Origin of the sequence: Thermomonas fusca DSM 15424, from assembly GCF_000423885.1 — a bacterium.
Lineage (GTDB): Bacteria > Pseudomonadota > Gammaproteobacteria > Xanthomonadales > Xanthomonadaceae > Thermomonas > Thermomonas fusca.
The window spans coordinates 71,555-89,202 of record NZ_AUIV01000007.1; the positions used below are offsets into that span (position 1 = coordinate 71,555).

The 17,648-nt window shown below is 69.9% G+C and carries 20 protein-coding genes; 9 read left to right on the forward strand and 11 right to left on the reverse strand.

Annotated elements, in window-relative coordinates; genetic code table 11:
- The first annotated feature begins 2 nt into the window (after window positions 1-2).
- Both G582_RS0103760 and G582_RS0103765 read left to right on the forward strand, forming a co-directional pair.
- Window positions 3-3,137 carry an efflux RND transporter permease subunit gene (locus G582_RS0103760; protein WP_028838691.1) on the forward strand — a complete coding sequence of 1,045 codons (3,135 nt, stop codon included), beginning with the start codon at window positions 3-5 and terminating at the stop codon, window positions 3,135-3,137.
- Window positions 3,130-4,032, forward strand: a complete 903-nt coding sequence (locus G582_RS0103765; RefSeq protein ID WP_028838692.1) for a TrmH family RNA methyltransferase — start codon at window positions 3,130-3,132, stop codon at window positions 4,030-4,032. Before G582_RS0103760 ends, G582_RS0103765 begins: the two co-directional genes overlap by 8 nt.
- Window positions 4,033-4,038: 6 nt before the next feature.
- On the opposite strand, the gene G582_RS0103770 is transcribed toward G582_RS0103765, so the two are convergent.
- Window positions 4,039-5,244, reverse strand: a complete 1,206-nt coding sequence (locus G582_RS0103770) for a serine hydrolase domain-containing protein (RefSeq protein WP_038052747.1) — start codon at window positions 5,242-5,244, stop codon at window positions 4,039-4,041.
- Window positions 5,245-5,393: 149 nt separating this feature from the next.
- Between G582_RS0103770 and G582_RS0103775 the strand changes: the two genes are divergently transcribed.
- Window positions 5,394-5,594: a hypothetical protein gene (locus G582_RS0103775; RefSeq protein ID WP_028838694.1), complete on the forward strand. Its 201-nt coding sequence runs from the start codon at window positions 5,394-5,396 to the stop codon at window positions 5,592-5,594.
- A 13-nt stretch (window positions 5,595-5,607) separates the two neighbouring features.
- Here G582_RS0103775 and G582_RS0103780 read toward each other — a convergent pair whose 3' ends face one another.
- The 8 genes from G582_RS0103780 to G582_RS0103815 all read right to left on the reverse strand — a co-directional run bounded on the left by G582_RS0103780 (window position 5,608) and on the right by G582_RS0103815 (window position 11,113).
- Window positions 5,608-6,195, reverse strand: a complete 588-nt coding sequence (locus G582_RS0103780; RefSeq protein ID WP_028838695.1) for an acyl carrier protein phosphodiesterase — start codon at window positions 6,193-6,195, stop codon at window positions 5,608-5,610.
- Between the two features lie 42 nt (window positions 6,196-6,237).
- On the reverse strand, window positions 6,238-6,603 hold the full coding sequence (locus tag G582_RS15370) for a hypothetical protein (protein ID WP_138347520.1): 366 nt from the start codon (window positions 6,601-6,603) through the stop codon (window positions 6,238-6,240).
- Between the two features lie 23 nt (window positions 6,604-6,626).
- Window positions 6,627-7,415, reverse strand: coding sequence for a LytR/AlgR family response regulator transcription factor (locus G582_RS0103790; protein ID WP_051246623.1), 789 nt, complete (start codon window positions 7,413-7,415; stop codon window positions 6,627-6,629).
- The gene (locus G582_RS0103795; RefSeq protein WP_028838697.1) at window positions 7,408-8,664 is read right to left on the reverse strand and encodes a sensor histidine kinase; all 1,257 of its coding nucleotides are present in this window, start codon (window positions 8,662-8,664) and stop codon (window positions 7,408-7,410) included. Before G582_RS0103795 ends, G582_RS0103790 begins: the two co-directional genes overlap by 8 nt.
- Before the next feature lie 123 nt (window positions 8,665-8,787).
- On the reverse strand, window positions 8,788-9,654 hold the full coding sequence (locus tag G582_RS0103800; protein ID WP_038052750.1) for a DNA ligase: 867 nt from the start codon (window positions 9,652-9,654) through the stop codon (window positions 8,788-8,790).
- A 182-nt stretch (window positions 9,655-9,836) separates the two neighbouring features.
- Window positions 9,837-10,391 (reverse strand): DUF3016 domain-containing protein, encoded by a 555-nt coding sequence (locus G582_RS0103805; RefSeq protein ID WP_028838699.1) that lies wholly within the window; start codon window positions 10,389-10,391, stop codon window positions 9,837-9,839.
- Between the two features lie 71 nt (window positions 10,392-10,462).
- Window positions 10,463-10,741, reverse strand: a complete 279-nt coding sequence (locus tag G582_RS0103810) for a DUF3297 family protein (RefSeq protein ID WP_028838700.1) — start codon at window positions 10,739-10,741, stop codon at window positions 10,463-10,465.
- Window positions 10,742-10,786: 45 nt separating this feature from the next.
- On the reverse strand, window positions 10,787-11,113 hold the full coding sequence (locus G582_RS0103815) for a hypothetical protein (protein ID WP_028838701.1): 327 nt from the start codon (window positions 11,111-11,113) through the stop codon (window positions 10,787-10,789).
- Window positions 11,114-11,242: 129 nt separating this feature from the next.
- On the opposite strand from G582_RS0103815, the gene G582_RS0103820 reads away from it, so the two are divergent.
- Genes G582_RS0103820 through G582_RS0103835 form a run of 4 tightly spaced genes read left to right on the forward strand, consistent with a single transcriptional unit; the run spans window position 11,243 to window position 14,033 of the window.
- Window positions 11,243-11,809 (forward strand): RNA polymerase sigma factor, encoded by a 567-nt coding sequence (locus tag G582_RS0103820; protein WP_028838702.1) that lies wholly within the window; start codon window positions 11,243-11,245, stop codon window positions 11,807-11,809.
- The gene (locus G582_RS17095; protein ID WP_051246626.1) at window positions 11,806-12,270 is read left to right on the forward strand and encodes a hypothetical protein; all 465 of its coding nucleotides are present in this window, start codon (window positions 11,806-11,808) and stop codon (window positions 12,268-12,270) included. The genes G582_RS0103820 and G582_RS17095 overlap by 4 nt, the downstream gene beginning before the upstream one ends.
- Before the next feature lie 9 nt (window positions 12,271-12,279).
- Window positions 12,280-13,335, forward strand: coding sequence for a class I SAM-dependent methyltransferase (locus tag G582_RS0103830; protein WP_028838703.1), 1,056 nt, complete (start codon window positions 12,280-12,282; stop codon window positions 13,333-13,335).
- Window positions 13,332-14,033, forward strand: a complete 702-nt coding sequence (locus G582_RS0103835; protein WP_028838704.1) for a pseudouridine synthase — start codon at window positions 13,332-13,334, stop codon at window positions 14,031-14,033. Before G582_RS0103830 ends, G582_RS0103835 begins: the two co-directional genes overlap by 4 nt.
- Before the next feature lie 15 nt (window positions 14,034-14,048).
- Here G582_RS0103835 and G582_RS0103840 read toward each other — a convergent pair whose 3' ends face one another.
- The gene (locus G582_RS0103840; RefSeq protein ID WP_028838705.1) at window positions 14,049-14,624 is read right to left on the reverse strand and encodes a DUF1415 domain-containing protein; all 576 of its coding nucleotides are present in this window, start codon (window positions 14,622-14,624) and stop codon (window positions 14,049-14,051) included.
- A complete protein-coding gene (locus G582_RS0103845; RefSeq protein WP_028838706.1) occupies window positions 14,617-15,099 on the reverse strand; it encodes a YajQ family cyclic di-GMP-binding protein in 483 nt (160 codons plus the stop codon). The genes G582_RS0103840 and G582_RS0103845 overlap by 8 nt, the downstream gene beginning before the upstream one ends.
- Before the next feature lie 48 nt (window positions 15,100-15,147).
- Between G582_RS0103845 and G582_RS0103850 the strand changes: the two genes are divergently transcribed.
- Together G582_RS0103850 and G582_RS15380 are read left to right on the forward strand one after the other, a co-directional pair.
- Window positions 15,148-16,038, forward strand: a complete 891-nt coding sequence (locus G582_RS0103850; protein ID WP_028838707.1) for a DMT family transporter — start codon at window positions 15,148-15,150, stop codon at window positions 16,036-16,038.
- Window positions 16,039-16,209: 171 nt separating this feature from the next.
- Window positions 16,210-17,646, forward strand: coding sequence for a dihydrolipoyllysine-residue acetyltransferase (locus tag G582_RS15380; RefSeq protein ID WP_051246627.1), 1,437 nt, complete (start codon window positions 16,210-16,212; stop codon window positions 17,644-17,646).
- Window positions 17,647-17,648: the final 2 nt, after the last annotated feature.

The window sequence follows — 17,648 nt, forward strand, 5'->3', positions numbered from 1 at the left end:
CCATGAAGCTGTCCGACCTTTCGATCAAGCGGCCGGTGCTGGCCGTGGTGATGAGCCTGCTGCTGATCGTGCTGGGCACGATGTCGTTCCTGCGCCTGACCCTGCGCGAGCTGCCGGCGATCGACCCGCCCATCGTCTCGGTGCAGGTGGACTATCCCGGCGCCTCGGCGGGCGTGGTCGAGACCCGCATCACCAAGCCGCTGGAAGACGCGCTGGCCGGCATCGAAGGCATCAACACCATCGATTCCAACAGCCAGAACGGCAGTTCGCGGATCAGCATCGAGTTCTACGCCAGCCGCGACATCGAGGCCGCCGCCAACGATGTGCGCAACGCGGTCAGCCGCGTCGCCGACCGCATGCCGGAAGAGGCGGACGCGCCCGAGATCAGCAAGGTCGAGGCCGACTCCGACGCCATCCTGTGGCTCAACCTGCGGTCCACCACGATGGACCAGATGCAGATGTCGGACTACGCCCAGCGCTATCTGGTCGACCGCTTCTCCAGCCTGCAGGGCGTGGCCCGCGTGTTCCTCGGCGGCAGCCAGCGCTACGCGATGCGGATCTGGCTGGATGGCGACGCGCTGGCCGCGCGCGGGCTCACGCCTGCCGATGTGGAAAGCGCGCTGCGCGCCGAAAACGTCGAACTGGGTGCGGGCCGGCTGGAATCCAGCCAGCGCGATTTCATCCTGCGGGTGGCGCGCGACTACACCACCCCGGAAGCGTTCGCGCAGATGCCGCTGGGCAAGGGCGACGACGGCTACGTGGTCAAGCTGGGCGACGTGGCGCGGGTGGCACTGGAGTCCACCGAACGGCGCGCCTACTACCACAGCAACGGTGAACCGGCGATGGGCATCGGCATCGTCAAGACCTCCACCGCCAACAGCCTGGAGGTGGCCGAGGAAGCGAAGGCGCAGGCCGAGCGCATCCGCCCGACGCTGCCCAAGGGCACCGACATCTACGTCGCCTACGACAGCACCACCTTCATCTCGGCGGCGGTGGAGCGGGTGTACGAAACCCTGCTGGAAGCGGTGGTGCTGGTGCTGATCGTGATCTGGCTGTTCCTCGGCAGCGCGCGCGCGGCGCTGATCCCGGCGGTGACCGTGCCGGTATGCGTGATCGCCTCGTTCATCGCGCTGTACGCGTTCGGCTTCTCGATCAACCTGCTCACCCTGCTGGCGCTGGTGCTGTGCATCGGGCTGGTGGTCGATGACGCCATCGTGGTGGTGGAAAACATCCAGCGCCGCGTCGATCTCGGCGAGCCGGCGCTGGTGGCCGCGCGCCGCGGCACCAAGCAAGTGGCGTTCGCGGTGCTGGCCACCACCGCGGTGCTGGTGGCGGTGTTCCTGCCGGTCGGTTTCCTGCAGGGCAATACCGGCCGCCTGTTCCGCGAGCTGTCGGTGGCGCTGGCGGCGGCGGTGGCCATTTCGGCTTTCGTCGCGCTGACCCTGACTCCGATGATGGCCAGCAAGCTGCTGCGCCCGCATACCGGCCCGCACGCGGTGCACGGCAACCGTGCCAGCGAGTGGATCAACGCGCGCTTCCAGCGCCTGGCCGGCGGCTATCGCGGCGTGCTGAACCGCCATATCCACCGGGTCGGGCTGTTCGGCGGGCTGATGGCGGCGGCAGTGGTGGCGCTGGTGCTGTTGTTCAAGCTGCTGCCGAGCGAACTGGCGCCGACCGAGGACCGCGGTTCCTTCCAGCTGATGATGGAAGGCCCGGAAGGTGCGGGCTTCGACTACACCGTCGGCCAGATGAAGCAGGTCGAGGCGATCCTGGCGAATGAAACCGGCCCCGACCAGCCGATCCTGCGCGCCAACCCGCGCGTGCCCGGCAGCTTCGGTGCCAGCGAGGAGATGCACACCGGCCGCGCGATGATCTTCCTGCAGCCGTGGGACCAGCGCGAGAAGAGCACGGTGGAGCTGGCCAGCGAGCTGGAGAAGAAGTTCTCCGGGCTCACCGGGGTGAAAGTGCGCACCATGGCCGGCGGCGGGCTGGTGCGCACCCGCGGCCAGCCGTTCCAGCTGGTGCTGGGCGGGCCGGACTACAAGGAGCTCGCGCAGTGGCGCGACATCATGCTGGCGAAGATGGCGGACAACCCCGGCTTCGTCGGCCCGGATTCCGATTACAAGGAAACCCGCCCGCAGATGCGGGTGGTGATCGACCGCGCGCGCGCAGCCGACCTCGGCGTGTCGGCCACCGACATCGGCCGCGCGCTGGAAACGATGATGGGCGGCCGCCGCGTCACCACCTTCGTCGACAACGGCGAGGAATATGACGTCAAGATCCAGGCCAACCGCGACGGCCGCGATTCGGTGGCGGCGCTGGATGCGCTGCAGGTGCGCGGACGCGGCGGCATGCTGGTGCCGCTGTCCAACCTGGTCACGCTGCGCGAAGTGGCCGAGCCGGGCACGCTCAACCGCTTCAACCGGTTGCGTTCGATCACCCTGAGCGCGCGCTTGGCGCCCGGCTATCCGCTGGGCGATGCGGTGGCCTGGGCGCAGCAGACCGCACGCGCCTCGCTGCCCGACTACGCGCAGATCAGCTGGAAGGGCGAGTCGCGCGAGTTGCAGCAGTCGGGTGGCGAGGTACTGGTCACCTTCGCGCTGGCGCTGCTGATCGTGTACCTGGCGCTGGCCGCGCAGTTCGAGAGCTTCCTGCACCCGCTGGTGATCATGCTGACGGTGCCGCTGGGCGTGCTCGGTGCGCTGCTGGGCCTGTGGATCACCGGCGGCACGGTCAACCTGTTCTCGCAGATCGGCATCGTGATGCTGGTGGGGCTGGCGGCGAAGAACGGCATCCTGATCGTGGAGTTCGCCAACCAGCTGCGCGACGAGGGCCGTGCCATCCACGACGCCATCGTCGAGGCCGCCGCGGTGCGCCTTCGGCCGATCCTGATGACCTCCATCGCCACCGTGATGGGCGCGGTGCCGCTGGTGATCTTCGGCGGCCCGGGTTCGGCCAGCCGCGCCACCATCGGCGTGGTGGTGATCTTCGGCGTGGCCTTCTCCACCCTGCTGTCGCTGTTCGTGGTGCCGGCGTTCTACGCGGTGCTGGCGAAATACACGCATTCGCCGGAAGAGCTGGCGCAGCGGTTGGAACAACTGGAAGCGGAAACCCCGCAGGTGGGCGGACATGCATGATCGCGACGGTGGTTCCCCGTGGAAACCGCGTGGCCCGCGCCCGCCGCGCGACGGCGCGCCGCGCCGCGAATCCTCGCCGCAGGAAAAGATCCGGCGCGAACCGGCCCGGCACGAGACTTCTTCGCATGCCGTCGGCGCGGAAGGCGCGCAGCATCCGGCGCGCGAGCGTCGCGATGCGGAGCTGCGCATCCACGGGTTGAACGCGGTGCGGGCGGTGTTCGCGCACCGGCCGCAGGCGATCCGCAAGCTCTACCTGCTGGAAGCGCGCATCCCGCAGCTGCAGCCGCTGCTGAAGTGGTGCGTGGCCAACCGCGTGGGCTACAGGGTGGTGGACGACGCCGACCTGCAGAAGCTCGCCGCCAGCGCCCACCACGAAGGCGTCGTCGCGGAGGTGCTGCGCGAGGAACCGCTGCCGCTGTCGAGCTGGTTGCGCGACCTGCCGGCCGGGCCGCAGTGCGCGCTGTGGCTGGACGGCGTGGGCAACCCGCACAACCTCGGCGCGATCCTGCGCAGCGCCGCGCACTTCGGCGTGTCCGCGATCCTGTTGCCCAAGCACGCGACACTGGCGCTGTCAGGCGCCGCCGCGCGGGTCGCGGAAGGTGGCGCCGAAGCGGTGCCGATGGTGCGGCTGGGGCGCGAGGACAACAGCATCGCCCAGCTGCGCAGCGCGGGCTTCGGGCTGGCTGCCACCGTGGTGCGCGGCGGCAGCGACCTGTTCCAGGCCAGCCTGCCGCGCCGGCTGGTCTACGTGCTGGGTGCGGAAGGCGAGGGCATGTCGTCGGCGTTGACCGCTGCCTGCGACCTGCGGCTGTCGATTCCAGGCAGCGGCGCGGTGGAAAGCCTCAACGTGGCCGCGGCCACCGCCGTGCTGTTGGCGGCGTGGGCGCGCGGCTGACCGGCATCACCAGCCGCTGGCGCCCTGTTCCTCGGTGGCGCTGAAGTTCGAACGCGCGCCGCTGGAATCGTTGGCCACGCCGGTGGCGAAATAGGCCACGCCCGTGCCGGCCTTGCGGTCGATCCACAGCCCCGACAGCAGACCGTAGGCATTGCCGCTGTGGCCGATGCGCGCGCGGCCATCGCCGAACAGATCGTCGCGGCAGTTCTTGCCATCGCCCTGCGCCAGCTGCTGCGTGGCCAGGCCGTAGGCGCAGAAGAAGCCGCCGCGGTTGGGCTCGTCTTCTTCGCCGATCACGCCGTTGCTGCCGTCGAAGCGCCACACCGGCGTGTCCAGCAGCGCCACCGAGGCCGGCGTCAGCAGGCGCACCCCGTCCAGCTCGCCATCATTGAGCAGCATCCGGCCGATCCTGGCCAGGCCGCGTGCGGAGATGCGCAGCCCGCCCTGCGGCGAAAACAGCGTGCCGTTTTCACCCGGCTGCCAGCGCGACAGATCGCAGCTGCCATCGGCCGCCGCGATCACCATGCAGGCCGGGCGCTGGCCGTGCAGTTCATCCTTCTGCGGCTGGCGCTGGTCGTCGTACAGCACCACCGCGCGGGCCAGCGCGGCCTCGCTGCTGCCGGACCAGTTGAAGCCGGCGTCGATGTCCAGCGGGAACAGCACCAGCCGTCGCATCAGCCGGTCGAAGCGCTCGCCGGTGACGCGTTCCATTGCCTGCGCGACCAGCGGGAAATTGAGGTTGGTGTAGCGGAAGAACGTGCCCGGTGCGTGCTGCGTATCCCAGGCCTGCGGGTTGCCGGTGATGATGCCGATGTCCTGGCCCAGCGGCACGTTCCAGTAGCCGGCGGCGTCGGTCAGGCTGGAGGTATGAGACAGCAGCATGCGCAGGGTGATCGGCACGTCCGGGAAGCCCGGGTTGCGCAGCGGGGAACCCAGCGCGGTGGAAATGTCCGCATCCAGCTCCAGCTTGCCGGCCTCGACCAGCCGCAGCACACCGATCGTGGTCACCAGCTTGCTCACCGACGCCACCCGCGCCGGGTCGTCGGCGGACAGGGCGCGCGCGCTGCCGATGTCCGCCAGACCCTCGGCGCGAACCGCGGTTTCGCCTGCGCGGTCGAAGGCGACGCGGACGCGGCCCACGGGTTCGCTGGCGCCGGCGCAGCTGGCGGCCAGCAGCAGGGAAAGCGCGGCCAGTCGGCGGATCGGGGTCATGCGGGGCTCCGGTCGGACCGGCGGACTGCCGGCGCGCCCTGCAGGTTAGCTGAACCGATCCGCTACGGACCGCCATGCATGACTTCCTGCCCATGTGTAATGATGATTCGGTGTATTACATTACCAGCACACCAATTCAGGAGGCCGTCATGCTCACCAACACCACCCGCATCCCCCGCAGCCCCGCTTTCGTCGAGCGCCGCAAGGCCGAACGCGGTGCCAACGATGGCGACTTCCAGCCGTGCAGCCGCGGCGAGCGCGAGTTCGGCATCGGCTATGGCCGCAGCAGTGGCTATGTCCGCAACCGCAGCTACGTGGCCAGCCAGCCGGCCCTGTTCCGCTGCCGTTGAGCCCGACGGACGCTCAGCCAGCGTCACGCAATGCCCCGGCGGCTGCGATCAGGTCGGGGAAAAACGTTTCGAAAGTGGCCTGCGCCGCACCTTCGTTGGCGTGCAGCACCTCCAGGCAGGCCAGCAGCCGGTCGCCGTTGCGCGAGAGGCGTGTCGAGATGCCGCGCACGGCGGCGTCCACGCTCTCGCGCCGGGCATAGGAGCCCAGCCAGTCATGCGCGGCCATGCGCGGCGCGATTGCCGCCAGCCGCGGCGGCAGCTCGGCGCGGCGTTCGTCCAGGATGCGATAGATGCGCGCGGTGAACGCCGCCAGCGGCGCCTCGTTCCAGCGCGCCCAGCCCTGCGCCAGGCAGTGGTCGAAATACACGTCCAGCACGATCCCGGCATAGCGCCGCAGCGGCCCGAACCCGACGCGCATGGCGGTGACCGCGGCATGGTCATCGGTATAGCGGTCGATGCGGCGGTGGCGCACGATCTCCGCGCGCACCGGCTGCGGCCAGTCCGCCAGTGCGCTCTGCCCGAACACGAAATCGCCGAGCAGTGCGCCGAGGATGGCGTCGTCGGAATGCCGCGCCAGCCAGGCGTGGGCGAGATAGTTCATGCGCCGATGGTAACGGCGCGCAGGGTAACGGCGCGGCAGCCTTCAGTCGGCGCCGCCGGCAGCGGCCGGATGGCAATCCGCGCCCGGCAGCACATCGTCCAGCCGCACGCAGGGCCGGAACCCGACCATCCCGGTCAGCTGGCGGCTGTCGCCGCTGGCGACGCTGAAGCGCTGCAGCGGCGCCAGCCGGCAGGCGGCATCGCCGCCGCAGGCGTCCGGGTACAGGGTGTAGTGGCAGGCGCCGCTGCTGCTGCGCACGCAATCGAACCGGGCCACGCCGTCCTGCACGCTGGCCTTGCTGTGCAGCGCCACCGGCCCGGCGTCCACCCGGCTGGTCCAGGTGGTGCCGCCCGGCGAGCAGCCGGCCAGGGCCAGCAGGAACTGCAGCAGCGCGACGAGCTTGGTCATGCCGAGGTTGAACATGGGTTGCCTCACATGTGCTTGAACAGGGCCATGAACGGCTGGCTGACCAGCAGCGTTTCCGGGCGGTGCTTGAGCCGCACCGTGCCGCGCCCGCTGTCGTCGCGGACGATGCCGGCGATGGCCTTCAGGTTGACGATGGTGCCGCGGTGGATCTGCTTGAACAGGTTGCCGTCCAGCCGTGGCAGCAGTTCGCGCAGCGAGCTGCGCAGCAGTGCCTCGCCGTCCGCGGTGACCACCGTGGTGTATTTCTGGTCGGCGCGGAAATAAGCCACGTCGTCGACCAGGATCAAGCGTGTTTCGCGGCCGGCGCTGGCGGTCAGCCACGTCAATGGCTCCACCGCGCCGGCCTGCTTGGGCAATGCGCCCAGCCGATCCAGCAGCGCCGCCAGCGCGGCCGAGTCAGGCAGCGCATCGCGCGCCTGCAGGCGTTCGATGGTGGCATCCAGCCGCTCGCGCTTGACCGGCTTGAGCAGGTAATCGACGGCGCCGTGTTCGAAGGCGTCGATGGCGTACTGGTCGTAGGCGGTGACGAACACGATCCGCGTGCGCGGGCTGGCGTCGGTGGCGATCCGCGCCACTTCCAGGCCGGTCAGGCCGGGCATGCGGATGTCGAGGAAGGCGACGTCGGGCTGGTGTTCGGCCAGCGCTTCCACCGCGCTGGCGCCGTCCTCGCATTCGGCCAGCACCCGCAGGGCCGGCCAGGCGCGTTGCAGTTCGGCCACCAGCGCCTGCCGCAGCAGCGATTCGTCCTCGGCGACCACGCAGGTCCAGGGCTTGCTCTGGCTGATCTCATTCATGGCCGGCTCCGTTCGAGGGCACGGCCGCCGGAACAGTGATGGTTGCCGCCACGCCGCTGGGGAAGTTGGCGATCACAGACAGGTTGGCGCTGCCGGCGTAGCGCAGTCGCAGCCGCTCGCGCACGTTCTTCAGGCCGATGCCGGTGCCGCTGGTCTTGCTGTTGAAGCCTTCGCCGTCGTCGGCCACCGTCACCGCCACGCCGCCATCGTCCGGGCGCGCGCGGATCCATACGGTGCCGCCGCCGGTGCGCGGCTCCAGCCCGTGCTTGATCGCGTTCTCCACCAGCGTCTGCAGCATCATCGCCGGCAGAGTCGTGGCCCGCAGCGCCTGCGGCACGTCTACCTGTACCGCCAGGCGGTCGCCCATGCGGATCTTCAGGATTTCCAGATAGGCCAGCGCGCGCTCCAGCTCCACCCCCAGGGTGGACATGTCGTCCCTGGCGTCGGGCAGCGAGCGGCGCAGGTACTGGATCAGGTGGCCCAGCATCGCTTCGGCGCGGGCCGGGTCGCTGCGGGTCAGCAGCTGCGCGCTGGCCAGCGTGTTGTAGAGGAAATGCGGCTCGACCTGCGCATGCAGGAGGTGCAGCTTGGCTTCGGTGAGTTCCTTCTCGGTGGCGGTCTGCGCGGCGCTGGCGCGCTCACCGCGGCGGCGTTCGCCGATGCGGCGGGTGATCGCGCGGGCGATGGCTTCGGCGTTCTCGAAGTTGGTGCCGTCGTCGACCAGAAACCAGTCGCTCCAGGCCGGGCTTTCCGGCTCGCAGATCAGGGTGACTCGGCCGCTATCGCCCGCCGGGGTGACCGTGGCCTGCAGCTGGTTGTGGTCGGGTGCGAACCACAGCAGGGGGTTCCAGCGGCGCAGCGGCGGTTCGCCATACAGATGCGGGCGGGTCACCTTGGCGCGTATCTGCAGGCTGTCGCGCGCGCTGCGTACCTCGGTGGCGCCGGGCAGCTCGCGCACCGCGGCGTCGACCAGGTCGAAGGCCTCGCCGGCCTCCAGCGGCAGCTCGATGAGCCGCTTCTGGCGGTTGTCCAGGGTCTCGTTGTCCACCCGCCCCGCCACCAGTCGGACCCGGTGCAGGTGCGAAAACGCACCCGCCACCACCAGCCCCATGGTGCCAAATGCGAACAGGATCGCGGGAGCCTCGAACCGTCCGATCAGCGGCAGGCTGGAATAAAGGGCGACCACCAGCATGATCGCCAGGCCCCAGGCGCAACCGATGCGGACGATGAAGAACAGACGCTTGAACATGGAGGGTGGCGCGTGCGGGAAGTTGCCGCGAGGATAGCCGCGCGCCGCGGCGATGGAAGCAGCCCGGCGATGAAGCCCTGCAGGCGCCGACGAAGCCGGCGTGCAGCGACGTGAGCGGCGCGGTCAGCGGCGGCCACGTCCTGGCTCGGCGCGCACCCGCAGGTAGCGGGCGAAGCGCGGCGTGCCCTTGGCGGTCAGGCCGTCGTAGCGGTAAGTCACCACGCTGCCGTGGCGCGGCGGATGCCGGCGATCGGCGTCGGACAGCCCGCTACCCAGCGCGAAGCGGCGCCCGCGCGCGTCTTCCACCAGCAGTGCACCTACTTGTCCGGCGTACTTGCCGCGGCCCGGGCGATAGCCGATCACCCACGCTTCGTCGTCCGCGGCGGCCTTGTACTTCAGCAGGCCATCGCTGCGCCCACCCACATAGCGGCCGGCCGCGCGATGCAGCATCAGGCCTTCGCCACCAGCCGCCAGCACCGCTCGCAGGCGGGCGTCGAGCGCGGCGCGGTCGTGCAGGCGCGTCTGGGCGATCAGCTGCAGCCGCGGCAAGCCGGCCAGTGCGACCAATGCCCGCAGTCGTTGCACGCGCTGCGCAAACGGGTCGGCGTCGCCGGGCAGGTCGAAGGCCATGAAGCGCACCTTGCGCCAGCCAGCCTGGTCCGGCCGCAGTGCGCGCACCAGGTCGCTGACCTGCTGGAACTGCCCGCGTGCGATCCACAGCTCGCCTTCCATGGCCTGCGCGGGCCAGCCGGCGGTGAACCAGCGCGGGGCGTCGATCGGGTCGCCATTGCGGGTCAGCAGGCGGTGGCCGTCCCAGCGGGCGCGCACACCATCGAGCTTCTCGCTGACCAGCCAGTGGGTGAGGTCGCCGGCATCGTGGAAGCGGGTCGCCAGCATGGGTGCCGGCAGCGGCGAGGCCGGGAACGCGGGCATGGGCGAGAGCAGGGCGGCCGATAGCAGCAGGGCCAGCAGGGCGGTGCGCGGTTCCATGGCGGCACTCGTAGCGGTGTGGCGCCCAGCTTCGCCGGGCGCGACCACCGGCGCAGTCGGTGCGCGCCGCTGGAGGCGGTCAGGCTTTGCCCCGTGCTTCACCAGCGCGCGGGACAGTGGCTTGGGCCACAACGCGAAGAAGCCGCCCGCAGGCGGCTTGTTCCTGGTCGTCGCGGCTGCAATCAGCGCCTGGCGACGGGATTGCCGAACTCGCGACGCAGCCAGCTGTCGACCATGCGCTTTTCGTAGCGCAGCGGGTCGGTGTCGTTGATCGGCGCCGCGTTCACGAGGAATGCCGGGTCGGTGATCCTGCGCTCACCCTCGGCAGCCAGCGCGCCGCTGGCATCGAAGTGCTTGAACTGCACGGTCATGCGCGGTGGGTAGATGTCGCGGACGATGCGGATGTCCTGCTGGCCGATGCCGCGCCACGGCTCGAAATCACCGGCGCGGTCGATATCGATGATGGTGAGCTGCAGGCGCTCACCGGCCGGCAGCCGGGCCACGGCGCGCTTGCGCATGTAGCTGGCCAGGTCGGTCAGCCAGCTGCCCCGCTCGTTGTTCCAGCGGTTCTGGCTGCGACGCAGTTCGGTGAAGGTGGCGGGGTCGGCCCAGGCCACCGCGACCGGGCCGGCATCGGGCAGCGCCCGCGGTGCGTCGGCGGCCAGCATGTTGTCGCCGCTGGCGGCGCAGCCGGCCAGGGCAAGGATCAGGGCGAGGGCGCTGAGTCTGGCGTGCATGGACGTTCTCCGCGTGGGCCTGTCGGCAGTGTGCGCTCGCCGCCGTGCAAGGGCGCGGGCCATCGGCCGCTTCAGTCAGCCGGCGTTTCGGCTTCGCCGGCGCTGTCCAGGAACCATGCTTCCACCTTGCCCTTGATTTTCATCGTCATCGGCGCGCCACGGCGGTCCAGTGCGCGCCCGGCCTGCACCCGCACCCAGCCTTCGCTGATGCAGTATTCCTCGACGTTGTTGCGCTCGACGCCGTTGAAGCGGATGCCGATGCCGCGCTCCAGCAGCTCGGCCCGGTAGAACGGGCTGCGCGGGTCGTTGGAAAGGCGGTCGGGCGGGGCGGTGGTTGCGTCGTCAGACATGGCGTGCGGTCGGCCTGGAGGGGCCGACAGCATACCGGAGCGGGCTCAGCGCAGCCGCCGCGACAGTGCGAAGAAGGCCAGGTTGCCCAGGCCCAGTGCCCCCACCAGCACCGCGATCACGCCGGGGGTGATGTCCTGCCAGCCGCGCGCTTCGACGATGCCAAAACCGAGCGCCAGCGCCACCAGGGTGATGCCCCAGCGCAGCGAGGACAGCCGGCGCGCGCTTTCGTCGCCTTCCAGGATGCTGCGCACCAGCGACGCATCGCCGTTGCTGGCCACCAGTTGCTTGCGCACGCGGGCATCGACTACCGCCTTGATGGAATAGGCGATGCAGGCAAACAGGGACACCGGGATCAGCAGATCGACATTCATGGGTTGCCTCGGAATGTGGCGCGGGATGCGCCGTTCGCAAGAAGAGATACGGCCATCCTGTCGCCGGTTGCAGTCGCCTGGTCGGAAATACCTTGCAACCGCCGCCGCGCCGACCGTATCTGATGCACGATGGATGCCGATCGCGCCCTTGTCGAAGCCGTGCTCGAAAACCGCCCCGGCGCGTTCGAGCAGCTGGTGCGCGACTATCAGGGCCTGTGCTGGCACGTGATCCAGCGGATGGTGCGGCACCCCGAGGACACCCGCGAGCTTTGCCAGGAGGCGTTCCTGCGCGTGCACCGATACCTGCACCAGTACCGTTTCGACAGCCCGCTGAAGTCATGGATCGGGCAGGTGGCCTATGCCGTGGCCAAGCGGCATCTGGAGCGCAAGCGCATCCCGCTGGCCGAGCCGGCCGGGGACGCGGACGGGCTGTCCCTGCTCGACCACGTCAGCGATGGTTTCGACCTCGCCGCCGCGCACGCGGGTGCCGAGGCGGAACGCGAGCTGCACGCCGCGATCGAGCGACTGCCGCCGCTGCAGCGCATGATCCTGACGCTCTACCATCTGGAGGAGCTGCCGATCGGCGAGATCGCCACCATCACCGGCCTGGCCGAGGGCACCATCAAGAGCCACCTGTTCCGAAGCCGCAACAAACTGCGCGAGCTGTTGGCCCCGCGCATTGGAGTCGCCGCATGAGCATCCACGAACACGAACACGAACACGACCACGACTCCGGACATGACGAACACGCCGCCGGCATCGACGCCCGCCGTTGGCAGGCGCAGGAGCGGGCGCGCCGCGGCGAGGCGGATGCCGACGCCGGCGACCTGCGCATCGCCCGCGCACTGCGCGATGCCCTGCCGGTGGATCTGCCGATGGATTTCGCCGCTCGCATGGCGGCACGGGTGCAGCATCGGGCCGAGGCATCGACGCTGCTGGAGCAGCGCCTGTTGCGCGTGCTGGGGCTGGTGTTCGCGCTGTCGGCTGCGGTGGTGGTGGCCTGGTACGGGCGCGGCTGGGTGAGCGGTCTGGCGGCGGCCCTGCCCGGTGGCCGGGCTGCTTTGGGCTGGTGCGCGCTGGCCGCACTCTGCCTGATGGCCAATTGGGGGCTGGGTGGGTTGCGGCGGCTGGGCGGGGGGCGCTGGGCGGGCCTGTAAACTTCGCCCATGGCTGCCAACACGCGTGACAACCCGCTCGACGCCCTCATGCATCCGTTTGCCGAAGGCCTGCTGCACTGGCCGGCGGCGGGCGATGTGCTGTTCCTGCGCGGCCGCGAAGGCGCCGCCTTGCATGCCCATCGCCGGCCGGCGCTGGCGGCCACCCAGCCGTTCCGGCCGGAAGCCGCGCGCCTGCAGCGGCTCGGCATCGAACTGCTGGACGAGGACGCGCTGCCCGACGCCAGCTTCGCGCTGGTGCTGGTGCTGCCGCCACGCCAGCGCGAGGAGGCGCGGGCACTGCTGGCCAAGGCTTGTGCGGCGTTGGCGCCGGGCGGCACGGTGGTCGCTGCGGTGGCCAACGACGAGGGTGCGAAATCGCGCGAGGCCGACTTCAAGCAACTGGCCGGCGGCGCTGTCACCCAGAGCAAGTTCCATTGCCGCACCTTCTGGACCCAGCCCGACGCGGCCTTCGATGCGGCGCTGCTGGCGCAGTGGCGTCGGCTGGACGCCCCCCGCCAGATCGCGGCGCCCGGCCTGCCTGGGGGCAGCTTCCACAGCCGGCCCGGCGTGTTTGCCTGGGACCGCGTGGACGCCGCCTCGGCGATGCTGGCCGCGGCGCTGCCTGCCGACCTGCGCGGACGCGTGGCGGATTTGGGCGCCGGCTGGGGCTATCTGTCGATGCAGGTGCTGGCGCGCTGCCCGCGTGTCGAGTCGATCGACCTGTTCGAAGCGGATGCCCGTGCGTTGTCGCTGGCGCAGCGCAACCTCGCGGATGCCCGCGTGCCGACCGGTTTCCATTGGCACGATGTCGAGCAAGGCGTGCCCGGGCGTTTCGACGCCATCGTCTGCAATCCGCCATTCCACGCGCTGGGGCGCGGCGACCGGCCCGATATCGGCCGCGCCTTCATCGCCGCCGCCGCGGACGCGCTGGTGCGGGGCGGCAGCCTGTGGCTGGTCGCCAATCGCCATCTGCCCTACGAGGACGCGTTGGGCACGGGCTTCTCGCAGGTGCGCAGCGTGGCCCAGAACGGCGGCTTCAAGATCGTGCAGGCGGTGAAGGCATGAAGCTGGTCAAGCACATCGCCAACCTGGGCTACGGCAGCCGCAAGGACGTGCAGTGGATGTTCCGCGAAGGCCGCATCACCAACGCCGCCGGCGAGGTGCTGTACGCGGATGATCCGCTGGACCACGACGACGTGCGCATCGACGGCGATGCGCTGGACCCGCCGCCCGGCCTGCTGCTGATGCTGCACAAGCCGGTGAACACCACCTGTTCGACCAAAGACCGCGGGCGGGTGGTGTTCGACCTCCTGCCGCCGCGCTACCGCTTGCGCAGCCCGGCGCTGTCCACGGTGGGCCGGCTGGATCGTGATACCTCCGGCCTGCTGCTGCTCACCGACGACGGCCAACTGCTGCATCGGATCATCGCGCCGAAGTCCAGGCTGCCGAAGGTCTATCTGGCAACCCTGGCCGGCGACCTGCGCGGCGACGAAGCGGCGGCGTTCGCCAGCGGCACGCTGATGCTGGAGGGCGAGCAGACGCCGCTGCTGCCGGCGGAACTGGAAGTTCTGGGGCCGCGCAGCGCACGGCTCACCCTGCACGAGGGCCGCTACCACCAGGTGCGGCGGATGTTCGCGGCGCTCGGCAACCATGTGGATGCCCTGCATCGCGAACGCGTGGGTGGGCTGACGCTGGGCGCGTTGCCGGCGGGTGAGTGGCGGATGCTGGGTGACGCTGACCGCGCGCAGCTGTTTGCGAGCTGAGCCGCGGCCTTGCGGTCAGTGTGCTGCTTTGCCCGAGAGCAGTGCGCGGAAACCCTCGAACCCCAGCGTCCGCACCGTCGCGATATTGCGATCGATGATCGCATCCGGCTCCGGATAGGCCGCCACCGCGCGGTCGATGCTGGCTTCGCGCAACAGGTGCAGGATCGGATACGGCGCGCGATTGGTCAGGTTGGCCGGGTCATCCGGCGCGCTGTCGGCGAACTGGTAGTCGGGATGGAAGCTGGCCACCTGCAGCGTGCCGTCCAGGTCCAACGCCTCGACCAGCGCATCGGCATCGCCCAGGAAATCGTTGTAGTCGAGGAAATCGCCCAGCACCTGCGGATGCACCAGCAGGGTGGTGTCGATGGCGTCGGCCGGGGTGTCGCGCAACAGCGCCAGCTCCTCGCCCAGCTGCTCCAGCAGCGCGCGTTCGGTGGTCGCATCGCTGACGGTGATCCGCACCTGCTGCCTCGCGGAAACGGCCTTCGCGAACGGGCACAGGTTCAGCCCGATGACCGCGCGCTCCAGCCAGCGGCGGATGTCGGCCTCGACCGTTGCCGGGTCAGGCCCGCCGGTGCCGGGGTCAGTCACGGAAGTTGTCGAACTGCAACGGCAACTCGAAGTCCTGCCCGCGCAGCAGCGCCATCGCCGCCTGCAGGTCGTCGCGCTTCTTGCCCGTGACGCGCAGCTTGTCGCCGTTGATCTGCGAATCGACCTTCAGCTTGGCGTCCTTGAGCGCACCCTGGATCTTCTTGGCCAGCTCGCGCTCGATGCCCTGCTTCACCGTCACCTTCTGGCGTGCGCCGGCCAGGTTGGTCTCGATGTCGCCGAACTCGAGGCAGCGCACGTCGATCTTCCGCGCGGTCAGCCGCGCACGCAGGATGTCGGTCATCTGCTGCAACTGGAAGTCGCTGGGCGCGGACTGGCTGATCACGTTGTCGTCCAGTGCGAACTTGGCGTCCACGCCCTTGAAGTCGAACCGCGTGGTCAGCTCGCGGCTGGCCTGGTCCACGGCATTGGTGAGTTCGTGGGTATCCACTTCGGAAACGATGTCGAAGGAAGGCATGGCAATCGGCACGGTGACGGGGCGGGCAGGTTACCGCATGCTGGGCGGATGCCGACGCACGCCGCCACCTCGCATCCGCGCCGGGCCATCTGGTTGATGCTGGCCTCGGTGGCGCTGTTCTCGCTGATGGACGCCGGCCTGAAGACGCTGGCTGCGCACTATCCGCCGCTGCAGGTGGCGGCGTTGCGCGGGATGGCCTCGCTGCCGCTGGTGCTGGCCTGGGCGCTGGCCAGCGCCGGCCCGCGCGCGCTGCTGCGGGTGCGATGGCCGCTGCACCTGCTGCGCGGCGTGCTGGGCATCACCATGATGGCCAGCTTCGTGTACGCGCTGAAGACGCTGCCGCTGTCCACCGCCTATTCGATTTTCTTCGTCGCGCCGCTGCTGATCACCGCGCTGTCGGTGCCGATCCTGCGCGAGCGGGTGGGCCCGCGGCGCTGGACCGCGATCGCCATCGGCCTGCTGGGCGTGCTGGTGGTTCTGCGGCCGACCGGGCAGGGGATGCTGACCCTGGCCGGTGGCGCGGTGCTGCTGGCCGCCTTCGGCTATGCGGTGTCTGCCATCACCGTGCGGGTACTGGCGCGTACCGACAGCACCCAGGCGATCACCTTCTGGCTGCTGGCGCTGATGGCGCTGGGCGCGGGCGGCCTGGCGGCGCCGGAGTGGGTGCCCCTTCGCGGCGAGCATGCGTGGATCATCGCCGCCATCGGGGTGGCTGGCGCGCTGGGCCAGTACGCCATCACCGAGGCATTCCGGGTCGGCGAGGCCTCACTGATCGCGCCGCTGGAATACACCGCGCTGGTCTGGGGCGTGGGCCTGGACCTGCTGGTCTGGGGCGTGTTGCCGGATGCAGTCACCTGGGGCGGGGCGGGGATCATCATCGCCAGCGGGCTGTACCTGCTGCGTCGCGAGCGCGTGCATGTGGAGGCGGAGCACCCCTGATTTCACCGGGGGTGAAAACAGGGTTTATGGCAGTGAACTGGCTCGAGAGGGTTCAATCATGTGGCGTATTTTGAATTGCCCGGGTAAAAAGCAGGGATTGCTGCGCTGCGATTTGTGGCAGGCGCCGCGATATGTTCCCATGCGCCTTTCCCCACGAGCGGAGTGCCGGCCATGGCCGAGCTGAAGGAAGCGCGCGTCCCCGACATCGGCGGGCACGGTGACGTGCCGGTGATCGAACTGCTGGTCAAGCCCGGCGACACCGTGGCCAAGGACCAGGGCCTGGTCACGCTGGAATCCGACAAGGCGACCATGGAAGTGCCATCGCCATTCGCCGGTGTGGTCAAAGAGGTCAAGGTCAAGCTGGGCGACACCGTTTCCGAAGGCGCGGTGGTGGCGGTCATCGAAGCCGCCGATGTCGAAGCTGCCGCCGCCAGCGATGCGCCAGCGCGCGCCCAGCCCGTGCCCGCCGCCCCGGTGGCCAGCGCGGAAACCGGGGCGAAGGTCGAGCCCGCGGTGGTGGCACCCACGCCCAATCCGCTGACCCGCCAATCCATCGCCCAGCAGGCCCCGGTCGCAGTGGAAAGCGGCGCGCCGGTGCCGGCGCTGGCGCCGGTGGCCGAGCCGGGCCAGCCCGGCATCCCGCCGATGCGCTTCGAGGCCGACGCGGTGCTGCCGGCCAAGGTGCCCTACGCCAGCCCGGCAGTGCGGTTGTTCGCACGCGAGCTGGGCGTGGATCTTGCGCAGGTCGGCGGCAGCGAACGCGGTGGACGCATTTCCAAGGAAGACGTGCAGAAGTTCGTCAAGGCGGCGCTGGCGGGCGGCGGCGTGGCGCCCGTGGCGGCGGCGGGTGGTGGCGGCGGGCTCAACCTGATCCCGTGGCCGAAGGTGGATTTCGCCAGGTTCGGCGCCATCGAGACCAGGCCGTTGTCGCGCATCCAGAAGCTGTCCGGTGCCAACCTGGCGCGCAACTGGGCGATGATCCCGCACGTCACCCAGTTCGATGATGCCGACATCACCGAGCTGGAGGCCTTGCGCGTGGCCCTCAACGAGGAAAACGCCAAGGCGATCGCCGCGGGCAAGACCGGCAAGCTGACCATGCTCGCCTTCCTCATCAAGGCCTGCGTGGCCGCGCTGCAGAAGTACCCGACCTTCAACGCCTCGCTGGACGGCGACAATCTCGTCCTCAAGCAGTATTTCCACATCGGCTTCGCCGCCGACACCCCGAACGGGCTGGTGGTGCCGGTGCTGCGCGATGCCGACCAGAAGGGCGTTGCCCAGATCGCCAGGGAAATGGGCGAGCTGGCCGCGCTGGCACGCGACGGCAAACTCAAGCCGGAACAGATGCAGGGCGGTTGCTTCACCATCAGCTCGCTGGGCGGGATCGGCGGCACCGCGTTCACCCCGATCATCAACGCGCCCGAAGTGGCCATCCTCGGGGTGTCGAAGTCGGAGACCCGGCCGGTGTGGAACGGCAACAAGTTCAAGCCGCGGCTGATGCTGCCGCTGTCGCTGAGCTACGACCACCGGGTGATCGACGGCGCCGCCGCCGCGCGCTTCACCAGCTACCTGGGACAACTGCTGGCCGACCTGCGTCGGGCCATGCTCTGAAG

What these genes read in the sequence shown, in the direction of transcription:
- G582_RS0103760 (WP_028838691.1), top strand. Translation starts at nt 3, where the DNA reads ATGAAGCTGTCCGACCTTTCGATCAAGCGGCCGGTGCTGGCCGTGGTG.
- G582_RS0103765 (WP_028838692.1), top strand. Translation starts at nt 3,130, where the DNA reads ATGCATGATCGCGACGGTGGTTCCCCGTGGAAACCGCGTGGCCCGCGC.
- G582_RS0103770 (WP_038052747.1), bottom strand. Translation starts at nt 5,244, where the DNA reads ATGACCCCGATCCGCCGACTGGCCGCGCTTTCCCTGCTGCTGGCCGCC.
- G582_RS0103775 (WP_028838694.1), top strand. Translation starts at nt 5,394, where the DNA reads ATGCTCACCAACACCACCCGCATCCCCCGCAGCCCCGCTTTCGTCGAG.
- G582_RS0103780 (WP_028838695.1), bottom strand. Translation starts at nt 6,195, where the DNA reads ATGAACTATCTCGCCCACGCCTGGCTGGCGCGGCATTCCGACGACGCC.
- G582_RS15370 (WP_138347520.1), bottom strand. Translation starts at nt 6,603, where the DNA reads ATGACCAAGCTCGTCGCGCTGCTGCAGTTCCTGCTGGCCCTGGCCGGC.
- G582_RS0103790 (WP_051246623.1), bottom strand. Translation starts at nt 7,415, where the DNA reads ATGAATGAGATCAGCCAGAGCAAGCCCTGGACCTGCGTGGTCGCCGAG.
- G582_RS0103795 (WP_028838697.1), bottom strand. Translation starts at nt 8,664, where the DNA reads ATGTTCAAGCGTCTGTTCTTCATCGTCCGCATCGGTTGCGCCTGGGGC.
- G582_RS0103800 (WP_038052750.1), bottom strand. Translation starts at nt 9,654, where the DNA reads ATGGAACCGCGCACCGCCCTGCTGGCCCTGCTGCTATCGGCCGCCCTG.
- G582_RS0103805 (WP_028838699.1), bottom strand. Translation starts at nt 10,391, where the DNA reads ATGCACGCCAGACTCAGCGCCCTCGCCCTGATCCTTGCCCTGGCCGGC.
- G582_RS0103810 (WP_028838700.1), bottom strand. Translation starts at nt 10,741, where the DNA reads ATGTCTGACGACGCAACCACCGCCCCGCCCGACCGCCTTTCCAACGAC.
- G582_RS0103815 (WP_028838701.1), bottom strand. Translation starts at nt 11,113, where the DNA reads ATGAATGTCGATCTGCTGATCCCGGTGTCCCTGTTTGCCTGCATCGCC.
- G582_RS0103820 (WP_028838702.1), top strand. Translation starts at nt 11,243, where the DNA reads ATGGATGCCGATCGCGCCCTTGTCGAAGCCGTGCTCGAAAACCGCCCC.
- G582_RS17095 (WP_051246626.1), top strand. Translation starts at nt 11,806, where the DNA reads ATGAGCATCCACGAACACGAACACGAACACGACCACGACTCCGGACAT.
- G582_RS0103830 (WP_028838703.1), top strand. Translation starts at nt 12,280, where the DNA reads ATGGCTGCCAACACGCGTGACAACCCGCTCGACGCCCTCATGCATCCG.
- G582_RS0103835 (WP_028838704.1), top strand. Translation starts at nt 13,332, where the DNA reads ATGAAGCTGGTCAAGCACATCGCCAACCTGGGCTACGGCAGCCGCAAG.
- G582_RS0103845 (WP_028838706.1), bottom strand. Translation starts at nt 15,099, where the DNA reads ATGCCTTCCTTCGACATCGTTTCCGAAGTGGATACCCACGAACTCACC.
- G582_RS0103850 (WP_028838707.1), top strand. Translation starts at nt 15,148, where the DNA reads ATGCCGACGCACGCCGCCACCTCGCATCCGCGCCGGGCCATCTGGTTG.
- G582_RS15380 (WP_051246627.1), top strand. Translation starts at nt 16,210, where the DNA reads ATGGCCGAGCTGAAGGAAGCGCGCGTCCCCGACATCGGCGGGCACGGT.